Origin of the sequence: Alkalilacustris brevis (assembly GCF_003350345.1) — a bacterium.
Lineage (GTDB): Bacteria > Pseudomonadota > Alphaproteobacteria > Rhodobacterales > Rhodobacteraceae > Alkalilacustris > Alkalilacustris brevis.
The window spans coordinates 74,806-88,076 of record NZ_QNVJ01000009.1 but is presented as its reverse complement, the minus strand read 5'-3'; the positions used below and the strand labels follow the sequence as shown (position 1 = coordinate 88,076).

Annotated in this window: 11 protein-coding genes; 4 read left to right on the top strand and 7 right to left on the bottom strand. The window is 61.7% G+C overall.

Annotation, left to right across the window (positions count from 1 at the left end):
• The 5 genes from DQ229_RS01250 to DQ229_RS01225 all read right to left on the bottom strand — a co-directional run bounded on the left by DQ229_RS01250 (window position 1) and on the right by DQ229_RS01225 (window position 5,247).
• Window positions 1–744, bottom strand: a complete 744-nt coding sequence (locus tag DQ229_RS01250; RefSeq protein WP_274378814.1) for a class II aldolase/adducin family protein — start codon at window positions 742–744, stop codon at window positions 1–3.
• Window positions 745–832: 88 nt separating this feature from the next.
• Window positions 833–1,864 carry a Bug family tripartite tricarboxylate transporter substrate binding protein gene (locus DQ229_RS01245; RefSeq protein WP_162300714.1) on the bottom strand — a complete coding sequence of 344 codons (1,032 nt, stop codon included), beginning with the start codon at window positions 1,862–1,864 and terminating at the stop codon, window positions 833–835.
• Window positions 1,865–2,090: 226 nt separating this feature from the next.
• Entirely contained in the window at window positions 2,091–3,155 is a 1,065-nt protein-coding gene (locus DQ229_RS01240) for a Bug family tripartite tricarboxylate transporter substrate binding protein (RefSeq protein WP_114964452.1), read from the bottom strand.
• Between the two features lie 379 nt (window positions 3,156–3,534).
• Window positions 3,535–4,287, bottom strand: coding sequence for a class II aldolase/adducin family protein (locus tag DQ229_RS01230; protein WP_114964450.1), 753 nt, complete (start codon window positions 4,285–4,287; stop codon window positions 3,535–3,537).
• A 240-nt stretch (window positions 4,288–4,527) separates the two neighbouring features.
• On the bottom strand, window positions 4,528–5,247 hold the full coding sequence (locus tag DQ229_RS01225; protein WP_114964449.1) for an IclR family transcriptional regulator: 720 nt from the start codon (window positions 5,245–5,247) through the stop codon (window positions 4,528–4,530).
• Between the two features lie 310 nt (window positions 5,248–5,557).
• On the opposite strand from DQ229_RS01225, the gene DQ229_RS01220 reads away from it, so the two are divergent.
• Entirely contained in the window at window positions 5,558–7,204 is a 1,647-nt protein-coding gene (locus tag DQ229_RS01220) for an FAD-dependent monooxygenase (protein WP_114964448.1), read from the top strand.
• Between the two features lie 114 nt (window positions 7,205–7,318).
• On the opposite strand, the gene DQ229_RS01215 is transcribed toward DQ229_RS01220, so the two are convergent.
• The gene (locus DQ229_RS01215) at window positions 7,319–8,239 is read right to left on the bottom strand and encodes a LysR family transcriptional regulator (RefSeq protein WP_114964447.1); all 921 of its coding nucleotides are present in this window, start codon (window positions 8,237–8,239) and stop codon (window positions 7,319–7,321) included.
• A gap of 126 nt (window positions 8,240–8,365) precedes the next feature.
• Here DQ229_RS01215 and DQ229_RS01210 point away from each other — a divergent pair, with 126 nt between their 5' ends.
• The 3 genes from DQ229_RS01210 (at window position 8,366) to DQ229_RS01200 (ending at window position 12,428) form a co-directional block, all read left to right on the top strand.
• On the top strand, window positions 8,366–9,379 hold the full coding sequence (locus DQ229_RS01210) for an amidohydrolase family protein (protein WP_114964446.1): 1,014 nt from the start codon (window positions 8,366–8,368) through the stop codon (window positions 9,377–9,379).
• 45 nt (window positions 9,380–9,424) lie between these two features.
• On the top strand, window positions 9,425–10,366 hold the full coding sequence (locus DQ229_RS01205; protein ID WP_114964445.1) for a TAXI family TRAP transporter solute-binding subunit: 942 nt from the start codon (window positions 9,425–9,427) through the stop codon (window positions 10,364–10,366).
• 160 nt (window positions 10,367–10,526) lie between these two features.
• A complete protein-coding gene (locus tag DQ229_RS01200; protein ID WP_162300712.1) occupies window positions 10,527–12,428 on the top strand; it encodes a TRAP transporter permease in 1,902 nt (633 codons plus the stop codon).
• A 212-nt stretch (window positions 12,429–12,640) separates the two neighbouring features.
• Here the strand turns inward: DQ229_RS01200 and ssb are convergent, their stop codons facing one another.
• Window positions 12,641–13,138 carry a single-stranded DNA-binding protein gene (gene ssb, locus DQ229_RS01195; RefSeq protein WP_114964443.1) on the bottom strand — a complete coding sequence of 166 codons (498 nt, stop codon included), beginning with the start codon at window positions 13,136–13,138 and terminating at the stop codon, window positions 12,641–12,643.
• Between the last annotated feature and the right edge of the window lie 133 nt (window positions 13,139–13,271).

Genomic DNA, 13,271 nt, shown 5'->3' with positions numbered 1-13,271 from the left:
TCAGATGCCGGTGCTCCAGTCTTCGGGGATGATACCCGCAGACTTTCCCTTGCGTATGTAGAAATTCCACAGCTTCGCCACGTGAAATTCACGCGGACTGTCGATCATCGCGATTTCCTCTTCGTTCATCGGCACGGGTTCCTTTCCGGCCTGCAACACTGTCATCAGTGCCCGGGCATTTGCCTTGAAGTGCAGCGCGTCGATGAACAGGGCAGGCACCGATTCCGCGACAAGAACCATGCCATGCGAGCGTATCAGCGCGGCATTATGCGGCCCCAGTGTCTCGGCGAGCGCGACACCCTGTTCATGCCGGCGAATGAGTCTGGGATCGGGGTGGGTCGGGACGCCGCTCTTCCAGCGCACCGCGCGCGCGCGCATCGGCTTGAGTTCGACGTCTTTCATCAGGGTGAAAGCGATCGCGAGTTCCAGATGGCAGTGCAGCACCGCCTGAACATCTGGCCGGGCGCGGAAGATTTCACTATGCAGCACCGTTTCGAGGGGGGGCTGTGTGTCGCCGCGCACGACCTTTCCATCAAGGTCGATCACCAGCAGGCGATCGGGGTCAAGCTCTGCGCGCGAATCCGTTGCATTCTGGACCATGAAAGTGTCGCCACCCGGCAGGCGTGCCGCGACGTGGCCGCTGTAGTCGAGGATTTCCTCCATCACAAGCATTCGGGTCGCGGCGGCAATGTGTTGCGCGTAGGCCCCAAGCTCGTCAACGGGCGGATTCTTTGTGGCGCACATCCTGGCTTCTCCGTTCTGTCTGGTTGGGGCGCCACGCAAGCCGCGGCGCCCGATTGGTTTTTTGCTTTCTGGTCCTTGGAAGCCGTCGTCAGTCGGCGACCCCGATGAGTTCGCCCAGGCGCGCCGCGATCGCGGGCGGTGTCGCGATGATGTCATCGACGATCTGCTGGAGTTCGGCACCCGAAACCGGCTGGATGGCAAGCCCTTCGTTAGCCGCCGCTTCCAGAAACTCCGGGTCTTCGACCATAGCGTCAAAGGCGGCCCGCAGGGCTTCGAGACGCTCGGGGGGAACGTTCGGGGTCGTGAAGACAGGCCTGCCGACAGTTGTCGGCGAGGAGATAAGCCGCAGCAGCCGTTCATCCTCGTCAGATTCTGCAAGCTCCATCAGCAACGGAACGTCGGGCAGGTCGGGCTCACGCTGTAGGCCGATCTGGACAAGCACATTGATCAGCCCCTCCTCGTACCACCCCAGCGGCACCAGCGAAGCCCAGTTCACGCTGCCGCGGCCATCGACTTCGCCGGCTTCCATGGCAAAGTTGATGTCATTCCCGCCGGGATAGCCGGTAATGATGTCGAACTGCGTGCCGATAAGTTCGTTCATCAGCGTTGGGTACTGCGATGACGTCGACCCGCCGGTTGCGCCGATAGGAGCCGGATTGGCCTTGGCATCCTCGACGGTTTCGATACCCGAGGTATGCCAGGTGATCAGCACGTTGTTCTGCATCACCGGGCTTCCGACATAGCCGAACTGGCTCGCGTCCAGCGTCAGGCTCGCGTCACCCATCGCCTGCGCCACTGAAAGCGACTGATCCGCGGTGGCCAGAACCGTGCCATCCTGCGGCGCCACGTTATAGACGTACTCGGCTGCAAGACGGCTTGACGCGCCGGGCATGTTGCGCGGAATGATGTCGGGATTCCCGGGAAGGTGTTTTGGGAGATGACGCGCAACCAGCCGCGCGTACTGGTCATACCCGCCGCCGGCAGAATATCCGATGATCATCTCGATCGATTTGCCGCTGTAGAACTCGGCGACGGCCTCATCGGCCTGTGCCGGGGCGGCGCTCCAGCCAAGGCCAAACACGGCAGCAAGTGTCGCGCCTTTCAGTATCTTCTGTTGCATTTTCGGGTCTCCTCCCATGGTGGTTGATTCAGCACCGTCCGGCCGTTCGGACCTCGCTTGCCGAGCGAGCTCGTTTGCAAATGACCAGGGCGCGGGACGGTTGCCGTGCCCCTTCCTCCGGACACGTTTCGCCATTGCCCCGAGCAATCTCTACTGGGGTCGCAACCTTCTCCTGCCGGGCCTGCACGGCGGCCCGCAGGGACGCCGTGCAGCGTTACGCGTGGTGTCAGTCCGCGGTCACATAGGACCGGACCCTTTCGACCGCATCACCGGACACATTCATCTGGCCTTCGATCACCGCCTGAAGTTCTTCGCCGGAGATGGTATCCAGTTCCTGGTTCCGTTCTGTCGCCGTGGCGATGAACTCAGGATCCGCGACCATCGCATCGAACGCGCGACGCAGGGCTTCGATGCGCTCTTCCGGGACGTTGGGCGGCGCAACCAGCGACCGACCCACATCTGCAGCGCCGGCAACCAGGCGCAACATCTGCTTTTCTTCCTCGGTCTCGCCCAGCTGCCCCACTGCCGGCACATCCGCGAAATCCGGGTGCGGTGTGTTGGAAAGCTGCCAGAGGACGTTAAACAGGTTGTTCTCGATCCAGGAGGGGCGCGAAGCGCGAAGACCGGCAATACCGATCATCATCGCATCGACCTCGCCCTGTTCAAGCGCGATGCTCGCCGCTGCCGTTCCCTCGTAACCCGCAATCACCTGGAACCGTGTTCCCTCGATGTCGTTGAGCATTCGCGGGACGAAATGCGACGCCGAACCGGCCCCGGTCGAAGCGAACGGAACGTCGACGTTCTTGGCGTCTTCGAACGTCTTTGCAGGGGCTTCGTGCCAGGCCAGACCCAGCTCGTAGTTGGCCGTCAGCCGCCCAATGCCCGAGAACTGCGATGCGTCCACGTCACCGGGAATCGTTCCCAACGCGCTATCCATTGCGACCGACTGAACGATGACACTCAGGGCAGTTCCGTCCTGGGGCGCTACAGAATACAGATACTGCGCGGCCATCCGGCCGCCTGCACCGGGCATGTTTTCGACGATCACGTTGGGATTACCCGGGATGTGATCGCCAAGAAAATCGGCTGCCAGCCGGCCATAGAGATCATAACCGCCGCCGGGTCCGAAACCGACATAGATCGTAATCGTCTTGCCGCTGTAGAATTCCTCGACCCCATCCGCCAGGGCCGACGTGGCCGCAAGCGATGTTGCGGCGCCAGCTGCGACGATTGTTGCCGCGATCAGGCATCTCTGCCTTCCCCTGACGCGGTTCTGGATTGCTGCAAGCATTTTTTCCTCCCGTTACTGCTGCTTTTTGGTCGCGGCACAAGACCACCGACCGTGAATCAAACTGTTGTCGGCGGCGCGGCTGATCCGGTCTGAAAGCGGCGCCAGCCATGGCACAGGTGCGTTACCTCACATTGGACGGCCCGAGGCGGGCTTGGCCGCGCGGCCGGCTTTGGAGGGGCGCACGTTTCCCAGGTATCCGGTCAGACTGCCCCACCGCCCGGGAAAGCCCGCATCCGGATTGGCCGCGAAAGATGGCTGCCCGACATCCAGAAGCCCCTGTGCAACCGCGTGCCGGACGATGCCCGCCTGGCCAGTGTCCGGACTTTCCGGCACCTCCACCATGCCATTGGCCGCCGATACCCGAGCATCGCTTCCCAAATCACCGCTCCTGAAGTGTCGCTTTCGGGTTGGAGGGATCTATCCCTGCCCGGCGGCTCCAGTACTCCCACGAGCGATCATACCCTTCGCCCGGCAGGGAATCCGCAAGCCGTGACTGGATCTTGTCGACTTCGCCTTTCGACAGAAACTTGATCGGACCGAGCGAATTCGCCTGCAACTGGAGTAGCGCGTTCACTTCTAGATAGACGGCTGTATAGACGGCCTCTCGAAGACTGCGACCGATCACCGTGGAGCCATGCCCCCGCATCAAGGCGCTGCGCCCCTCGGCAAGAACATTTGCGAAGTCACGCCCCATCTCCATGCTCGAGATCAGGAGATTGGTGTCGCCGAAACTATCCTGCGCGTCCCAGACCGGCACGTCATGGCCGATGGTGGCACAACTGTGGACCACTGGCCGCAGGGGCTGCTCCGTGATCGAAAAGGGAACCACACTGCGGCTGTGACTGTGAATGACGGAGTGAACGTCGGGGCGCTTTTCGTAGATGCTGCCATGGATGAAGCGTTCAAGATACGGCTTGCGCCCGTCTCCCCCGACCGGGGTGCCGTCAAGTTCAAACTCCATGATGTCGTCGCGGACGATCAGCTCGGGCGACAGCGCACGAGACAGCAGGTATCGGTCCGGGCGATCAGGGTGGCGCACGCTAACATGCCCGAATGCGTCACAGATTCCTTCGGAAGCCAAAATCCGGTTGGCCACGACCAGGTCGTCAAGAAGTCGGTCCGCTGCACTCACAAATGTATCCTCCAGTTTGCGAACTCCCGTGTCCGGCGGGGCGGCGCCCAGCGCGCGTCGAACGGGTGCAGCCTAGCGGAGCAACCTAGGCTGTCAACAAATATGTGGGAAATTCTTATATTACGGGACAAGGACTGATTTCCCAGCCACCACCAATCGACGATTGCGGGACACCACCCGCCGCGATTGGGGTGGGAATCTTGCCAATGGATTCAGATTGATGAGGTCAGAGCCGCCCGATCACCGGAGCGATTTGGTTATCACCCGGGCGCAGAACTCCACCTGCTTGCCGATCGACGCCAGGCGATCCTCGCTCATGCGGGGCTCAGGAAGCGTCAGGCTCACGCTTGCGGTTATGTCGTGCCTTGCGTCGAATATCGGCGCGGCGATCCCCGTCACACCGGGCGTGACCTGGCCATGGGTATGGACCCAGCCTTTCTGCCGAATGAGCTTGAGCGCCTCGCGCACCTCCTGAAGCGATTCCCCTAGGCCCGCGTGCCGGAAATCCTCCGGCTGCTCTTCATAGAGCTTGGTCAGCTGATAAACCGAGAAATAAGCCAGAATCGCCAGCGAGGCCGCGCCGCGCAACAGGGGCCGGGCCTTTCCCCGCTCGTAGGTGCTTCGGAATGTCGTCGTGCTCGCTTCCTGGTGGACACACAGAACCCTGTGCTTGTAGCGACGGCAAAGCAGACTGACGCAAGAATGGCTCGCGACCAGTTCGCTCATCATCGGGCGCGCGAAATGGATCAGTGGGTCCGTGGCCATGATCTGGTAGTCGAGCTCGATGATTCTCGGGCCCAGGGTATACCCCCTGCCCGGCAGGGAGCTCAGCAGCTCGGCGTCGGTAAGGAGCTTGAGGTAGCGATACAATGTCGAGCGCGCAAACCCGAGGCGCTCATGCATGTCCTCGAAGGTCCACTCAGGGTTGTGTGCGTCGAAAAGGTCGAGAATGCTGAGCATTCTTTCGTTACTAAGCAATTCGATGTCTCACTTCCTGCCGCATCGGCTTGATACCGCCCTGTGCGCCGACCATCCGTCCGACGCAGACGGTAAACAACCGGCACTGAAGTTTCCAGTTCCGGCTCAACTGCCGCCTGTGGCGGCCCGGCGACGGTGCCCGGAGGGCGCGGCGCCACCCCACGGAGGTAGCGTACAGCCACCCGTATCGCAAAAAATCCCACATAACAGGAATCATAAAGATAGTATTTGACCGCATGATCCTCACGCTCTAGCTTCCCGCCAACCCGGACACTAGAGGAGTATATCTGAGATGGATACGCAGGTTCTGATTGTCGGAGCAGGGCCAGTCGGCCTCACGCTTGCGGTTGACCTCGGCAAACAGGGCGTGCGTTGTGTGCTCGTTGAGAAGAAGGCGGCGCCGGAGTTTCTGCCCAAGATGGAGCGCTGTAATGCGCGCACGATGGAAATCTACAGGCGGATGGGCCTTGCCGGCAAGATCCGCGAGGCCGGGCTGAACAGCGACGTTCCAATGGATGTCTTCGTCGTAACGAAGATGACGGAGCCGCCGTTGCTGCAGCTCGAATATCCTTCGGTCAACGACGCCCGGCGCGAGATCGAGGCGACGCCGGATACGTCACAACCGGCGGAACCGTATCAACTGATTTCACAATATACTTTGGAGCCGCTGCTTAAGTCCGTCGCGGAAAGCCTGCCTTCGGTGACCGTGATGTATGGCACGGAATTTCTTGATTTCGAACAGGATGACCAGGGCGTTACGACGCGTGTCCGCCGCCTCGACGGAGAAGAACTGTCAATCCGGTCGTCCTACATGGCCGGGTGCGATGGCGGCGCCAGCGGGGTGCGCAAGCGGCTTGGCATCTCCCTGCGTGGCGAGGGCAATCTGCTGAAACTGCGCCAGGCGCTTTACCGCAGCGAGGATCTGTTTGATCGCATCCCGCTGGGTGACGGCCCGGGGCGGGGCCGCCATTACCACGTTGCCGATGATCAGGCGTCATTCCTGATCATGCAGGATTCGACCAAGCACTGGACGCTGCACGCCGTCGTCGAAAGCGACGAGGCCATGGCAGCCCAGTTCGAGAAGGTCGTCGGCGCTGATGTCGATTACGAGATGCTCTATGTCGGCGAATGGAAGCAGAATCTGCTGCTGGCTGATCGCTATGGCGAGGGGCGCGTGTTTCTTGCGGGCGATGCGGCTCACCTCGTCATCCCCACGGGCGGGCTGGGAATGAACACCGGTGTCGGCGACGCGATTGATCTGTCCTGGAAGCTGGCCGCCACGCTGAATGGGTGGGCCGGCCCCAACCTGCTGGCGTCCTACGAGGCCGAGCGCCGCCAGGTAGGCGACCGGAATGTCGGCGCCTCGCGTTATGCATCGCAGGGCCGGCGAAAGTGGCGGTCGCAATGGGCTCCGGGTTTCAACGATGACACGGCGGAAGGGGAGCGCTTGCGCGCCAATCTGGCCCGCGTTGCAGATGCGGAGCAGCGCAAGACCAACGAGATGATCGGCGCAGAGCTTGGCTATCGCTACGTGTCGAGCCCGGTGATCTGGGACGAGCCCGGCGGCCCCGAGCAGCTGTTCCGGGTTTATGACCCGACAGCCTGGACCGGCGTGCGGCTGCCGCATGTCTGGCTGAAGCCGGGCGAGTCCATCAATGACACGATCGGCCAGACCTATGCGATACTCCGCTTCGGCCAGAACTCCGAACCGGTTGACGCGCTTGTCAATGCCCTGAAGAAGATCGGCGCCCCCGTGAGGGTGATGGACTTCCCCGACAGCCGGCTTCGCGAACTTTATGGATGCGACTATTTCCTTGTGCGTCCTGATCTGCACATCGTCTGGCGCGGCAACGCGTTGCCGCGGGATCCGCAGAAGCTCGCCGCGGTGGCGACGGGGCATCCGGTCGATGGCATGGCGCGCCATCACGGACCCTTGTGAGTGACGCATCCGCTTCACGACTCGGGTCATGAAGGCACCGGCTTCCGGTGGTCGGGGGTTGCTTTGGCCGCAAGCGGCCAGGGTGACCTCCTCCCGCTCGCCGGGCTGCGTGTCTCAAGCGAGAGCCTGCCAATTGACCTTTCCCTCGTGGATGTGGTCGGCAATGATCGGCTCGATCCGGGTGTGGATGTAGTCGAAGTCGGACTTCGGCAAGATCCGGCGACTGACCAGGCACAGCGTTCTGGTGATTGAGGGCGAAACGATCGGCGCCCACTCGAACTGCCCTCGATCAATGGCATCGTTGAAAAGACCGAGCGGCACAATCGAGCAACACCCCTGCGAAAGCAGCAGTTCGCGCTTCAGATTGACGGACTCCACCTCGATCACGATGTTGAGCGTGACCTTCTCGCGGATGGCCTGTCTGTCAATGAGCTTGCGGGTAATCTGGTCCGGGCTGTCAAGGATAAGGGGATAGCGGCCCAGGGCGTGAAAATCGATCGGGGTCGGTGCCGGCCCGATCTGACCCGGCGGGCTGATGAGTACGAGGTCGTCATGCAACAAGGGTCTGATGTGCAAGTCCTTGTTTGCAATCGGGTCGTAGCAAAGTGCAAGGTCCAGCTCCCCCTGCCTGACCTGTTCGGCGAGATCCGAAGACAGCCCTTCGCGCACCCGGATCGAAACCCTCCCCGACGAGGCGACTGTCCGCATCAGGCCGGGAATAAGCAGCTTTCCCGGCGTCGGGGGGGCCCCCAGGGAAAGTGTTTTCTTGTCGGCTGCGCTGTAGCTGCGCATGGCGTCCCGCGCTGCGTCCATGCGCTGGAAGATGCCCTCGGCGTGCCGAACGAGTTCCTTGCCGGCCTCGGTCAGTTCCATGCCCCGGCTGCGCCTTCGAAACAGTTCCACCGCAAGTTCATTCTCCAGCTCGCGAATCTGAAACCCCAGGGCTGGCTGCGAGACATTGAGCTGACGGCTCGCTGCGGTCTGGCTGCCACACTCGGCGATCTTCATGAAATAGGATAACTGTCGCAGGTTCATGGTGCGGCTCCGATTGGCGACATGATATAGATATTTCTTGTAGCATGGTAAGGCAAACGGTCTTTGTGCCGCCCAGACCTGCTCGGTAATATCTGGCAACCCATGAAAATCCGAGGAGGATCCAAGTTGCGCTACATCGACGCATTTAACCACTTCTTTCCCAAACAACTGTGGGACAAGATGCTGCAGGCAGACGGAGCGGCGAAGGACATCGGGCACCGGATGCGGGGCATTCCTTGCATTTACGACCTGGACGAGCGGTTCCGGGTGATGGACCAGTTCGGTGACTACACGCAGGTGCTTTCGCTCGGGATGCCGCCGCTAGAAAGCCTCGGCGCCCCTGCCGAAACGGAAGAATACGCCCGCCTCGGGAATGACGGCATGGCCGAGCTTGTGGCGAAGCATCCCGATCGTTTCGCGGGCTTCATCGCGTCCTTGCCGATGAACTCGGACAACGCCGCGGCCGAGGCCGAGCGCGCCTTCAAGAACCTTGGGGCGAACGGCCTTCAGATCCACACCAATGTGAATGGCCGGGCGCTCGATCATCCCGACTTCTTCCCTGTCTTCGAGATGGCGGAACGCTACGGAAAGCCGGTGCTACTGCATCCGTCGCGTGGCGCATCGATGCCCGACTACGCCGACGAGGAAAAGTCGCATTACGAGATCTGGTGGACCTTCGGCTGGCCCTATGAGACCAGCGCGGCAATGGCCCGGCTGGTGTTTTCGGGGATGATGGACCGGCTGCCCGACCTCAAGGTTCTGGCCCACCATCTTGGCGCGATGGTGCCGTATTTCGAGGGCCGTGTAGGCCCCGGCATGGATCAGCTCGGCAAGCGAACCACCGACGAGGACCTGGGGGAAGTGCTCAAGCGGCTCAAGAAACGGCCGTTTGACTATTTCAAGGATTTCTACGCCGATACGGCGGTCTTCGGTTCGCGCGCAGCGACTGTCTGCGGCCTGGATTTCTACGGAGCCGACAAGGTTCTTTTCGCCTCTGACAGCCCCTTCGACCCCGAACGGGGGCCGGGGTATATCCGTGATACGATCAAGGTGCTTGAATCCATCGACATGCCGCAAGCGGAGCGAGAGAAGATCTCCTACCGAAACGCGCAGGATTTCTTTGGCCTGAAGAGAGACTGAGCGCCCGATTCACGTCTCACATTCACCGCATCAAGGGAGGAAAAGATGCACAAGATCGGAACACTGGTAGCGGGGATAACCCTTGCGACCACATCTCTTGCCAGCGCGCAGGTTCTCAGTGTGGGCACCACCGAAGGGGGCGCGGTTGCCCAGCTTGGTGCCGCAATCTCCAACGTCGTGTCGGATCACTCCGGATACCAGATGCGCCCGCAGGCCATGGCAGGCACGCAGCAATACATGACCGGCGTCGATCTGGGGCGCATCGACTTCGGCATCTCGAACGTGATGCAGTATTACATGGGCCACACGGGAACGATGCTTTCGGAAGGCGACCCGCATGAAAACCTGCGGGTCGTGGCGACCATCGCGCCCTTCATCCAGGGCGTGATCGTTACCAATGAGTCCGGCATCACGTCAGTCGCCGAACTCGAAGGCAAGCGCATCCCGTCCGGGTATAGTGCATCGCCATTGTTCGAGTATTTCTGGGATGCGTTTCTCGCCAGCGAAGGCCTTGATCGCTCGATGATCGAGGAGGTGCCGGTGACTTCGCTTCCCAATAGCTGGGAAGCCTTCCGGCAAGGCGATGTGGATGCGGTTATAGCTGCATCCGGGTCAGCCGCGGTGCGCGAGATGGATGCCACCATCTCGGGCGGGGTGCGTTACATTCCCCTGCAACCCGACGAAGACATGCTTGCCGCCCTTCCGAAAACCCGGATCGAGATCGTCGAACCCGCCGAAGGGCTTGACGGCATTCCGGAACCGACGGGGCTTCATGTCTACGAGACGGTGCTTTTCGCCCATGCCGGGGTGCCGGATGACGTCGTTTACGCGGTGGTTGATGCGCTGGTGCAAGGGGAACAGGCCCTTATGGATTCCGGGCCGCTCTGGTCTGAATATTCCACCGCGATGATCGCCATGGATCATGGCCTTGACTATCATCCCGGCGCCGCGCGCTACTACGATGAGCACAACCTCTGGTCGGAATGAGACCAGCCGCCGCGAAGCAATTTCAAGTCAGGCGGGAACGCCTGACGACCTGAAAATTGCGACAAGGCCAAGGTAGCGGCAAAGATGATCCACGTCTGGTCCGGCCCTGCATTTCCAGGGCCGGGCCAATAATGCAGACGCCATTACGGGAATGCGGCACATGGCAAGTTCTCCGGTCCTCCGCCCCTTTCTGACTGCCGTTCTGGCATTTGGGGTGACGGCTTCGGCCCTGTTCATGGCCGGTAATATCCCACGGCGACTGGGCATTTCCATTTTTCCGGAACAACTGGTGCTCGTGGTGCTTGGCCTGTCGATGGCGCTGGCCTTCATCATGGCCACGGATCGCAGGATCGGCCCGGCATGGCTGGACTATCTGCTGGCGGGGGCATCGCTCTGCGTATGCCTGTGGATGTCCTGGCGCTATCCTCAGATAGCCGTGAACTTCTTCCGCCACGAGCAGGAAATCACCTGGATCGGAATCATACTTGTGCCACTGCTTCTGGAAGCATTGCGGCGCAAATCCGGTTTCAGCCTCGTCGCGGTCGTGCTGGTATTTCTTGTCTACGCGCTGATCGCCGACCGGGTGCCGGGCGTGCTTGGGGGACGGGCCAGCCCGATTGACGAGCTGTTGGGATATCTGGCGGTGGACTCCACCGCGATGCTCGGCTCTCCGATCAAGATTGTCGTGAATATCGTCGTCGTCTACATCCTGTTCGGGGCGATGCTTCTGGCGACCGGGGGCTCCAACTGGTTCACCGATCTGGCGACAGTGCTTGTCGGCCGCAGCCGCGGCGGCGCCGCCAAGATGGCGATCGTGTCCTCGGCGCTGTTCGGTTCCATTTCGGGCAGCGCCGTGGCCAATGTCGCCTCCACGGGTGTGATCACCATTCCGCTGATGAAGCGCGGCGGCTACAGCAAACGGATGGCGGCAAGCTTCGAGGCTGTGGCTTCGACAGGCGGACAGATGATGCCACCGGTCATGGGAGCGGCCGCGTTCCTGATGGCCGAGTTGCTGCAGACGTCATACGCCACGATCGTGGTCGCGGCGATCATCCCCTCACTGCTTTTCTTCCTCGCCGTTCTTATCCAGGCTGATCTCGAAGCGGGCGTGAAGAAGATCCCCGCAGTGCCCGAGCACCTCATCCCTCCCCTGCGGGATGTCCTGCGTGCAGGCTGGTATTTCCCGCTGCCTTTTGCAGTCCTGATCTGGGTTCTCTTCTCGCTCAACCGTTCGCCCGCCGAGGCCGCGCTCTGGGCGATCGCCACCATCCTGGTTTTCAACGCGATCTTTGGCTACAAGGGCGAGCGCATCTCGCCCGCGAAGCTGTGGGAGGCGGTGCTGAGAGCGGGGCGCGGATCATTCGAGATTGTCCTGATCGGCGCCATTGCCGGCCTGGTGATCGGCGTGCTTCAGACATCCGGCCTGGGATTTGGCCTGACCTACCTTCTTGTCGGACTCGGGCAGCACAGCCTGTTCGCATTGCTGCTGGCCACTGCGGTTGTCTGCATCCTGCTGGGAATGGGAATGCCGACGACAGGGATATATCTCCTGGTAGCAACACTGGCCGCGCCGCCCTTGCTGCAACTCGATGTCAATCCGATCGCCGCGCATTTCTTCATCTTCTACTTCGGAATGATGTCGATGATCTCGCCGCCCGTCGCGGTTGCCGCCTTCGCTGCGTCCAGCATTGCGGGCTCCACCGCGATGGCCACGGCGCTCACCTCGGTCAGGGTGGGGTGGACCGCATTCATTGTGCCATTCCTGTTCGTCTTCTCGCCATCGCTGCTGATGCAGGGGGATTGGAACGATGTGCTGCTGGCCGCGATAACCGCGATTGCCGGGGTCTGGCTCGTCTCGATCGCGATCGTGGGGTATTTCAAGGCCCAAATCACACCGGGAAGCCGCCTGTGGCTGGGGCTGGCGGGCATGTTCGTCCTGGTTCCTGCCGAAGCGGCCACCCATGCGATCTGGCTCGAGGTGGCAGGCGTGCTGCTGGCCGGGGCATGGTTCTGGCACCACCGCGCATCAATGCGTGCTTCAAACGGCTCCACCGAAGCGTGAATGGCTTTGGCCAGGTCGCGCGGGGCTGGAGGGCCGCAGGTTTTCCTGGCCCACGGTTGCACGGAGTTCGACAGCGACGCCGTGGAGAAGATGACCCGCTCGCGCGCGAAAACCCGAATGGCTGTAGCGCCAACCCAGACAGAAAAAGCCCCTTGCCACACTGATGACAAAGGGCTTTCCTGCCCGAAATCGTCGATCTGCGTGGCTGGGCGCTAGAACGGGATGTCGTCATCCATGTCACTGCCGCCGAAGCCGCCCGATGGCCCGCGCCCGGCATCCTGGTCGTAGCCGCCGCCCGCGGGGGCGCCACCACGCTCGCCGCCCGTGCCGCCGCCGCTGCTGCCGCCACCCTCGCCGCCGCGGCCATCCAGCATGGTCAGGGTGCTGCTGAAGGGGCGCAGCACCACCTCGGTGCTATAGCGGTCCTGGCCGGACTGGTCCTGCCATTTGCGGGTCTCCAACTGGCCCTCGACATAGACCTTTGAGCCCTTGCGCAGATATTGTTCGGCAATGCGCACCAGCGGCTCGGAAAAGATCGCGACCGAATGCCATTCGGTGCGTTCGCGCGTCTCGCCGGTGGTCTTGTCGCGCCAGCGGTCCGAAGTGGCGATTCGCAGATTGCAGACCTTGCCGCCATTCTGGAAGGTCCGCACCTCGGGGTCGCGCCCCAGATTTCCAATCAGGATCACCTTGTTCACCGAGCCCGCCATTTGCGTGCCTCCCTGTCGCCGTGTTGGTTCCTTGCCGGTTTAGACCACTACAGGTTGGTTGCCAAACCGTTATCGTCCATGCCGCGCCCGATGCGCGAAATGCTGGATTTTTCGGCCCGGTCGGTTATCTTGA

Coding starts and splice junctions, on each gene's coding strand:
- DQ229_RS01250 (WP_274378814.1), bottom strand. CDS start 744: ATGTGCGCCACAAAGAATCCGCCCGTTGACGAGCTTGGGGCCTACGCG.
- DQ229_RS01245 (WP_162300714.1), bottom strand. CDS start 1,864: ATGCAACAGAAGATACTGAAAGGCGCGACACTTGCTGCCGTGTTTGGC.
- DQ229_RS01240 (WP_114964452.1), bottom strand. CDS start 3,155: ATGCTTGCAGCAATCCAGAACCGCGTCAGGGGAAGGCAGAGATGCCTG.
- DQ229_RS01225 (WP_114964449.1), bottom strand. CDS start 5,247: ATGCTCAGCATTCTCGACCTTTTCGACGCACACAACCCTGAGTGGACC.
- DQ229_RS01220 (WP_114964448.1), top strand. CDS start 5,558: ATGGATACGCAGGTTCTGATTGTCGGAGCAGGGCCAGTCGGCCTCACG.
- DQ229_RS01215 (WP_114964447.1), bottom strand. CDS start 8,239: ATGAACCTGCGACAGTTATCCTATTTCATGAAGATCGCCGAGTGTGGC.
- DQ229_RS01205 (WP_114964445.1), top strand. CDS start 9,425: ATGCACAAGATCGGAACACTGGTAGCGGGGATAACCCTTGCGACCACA.
- DQ229_RS01200 (WP_162300712.1), top strand. CDS start 10,527: ATGGCAAGTTCTCCGGTCCTCCGCCCCTTTCTGACTGCCGTTCTGGCA.
- ssb (WP_114964443.1), bottom strand. CDS start 13,138: ATGGCGGGCTCGGTGAACAAGGTGATCCTGATTGGAAATCTGGGGCGC.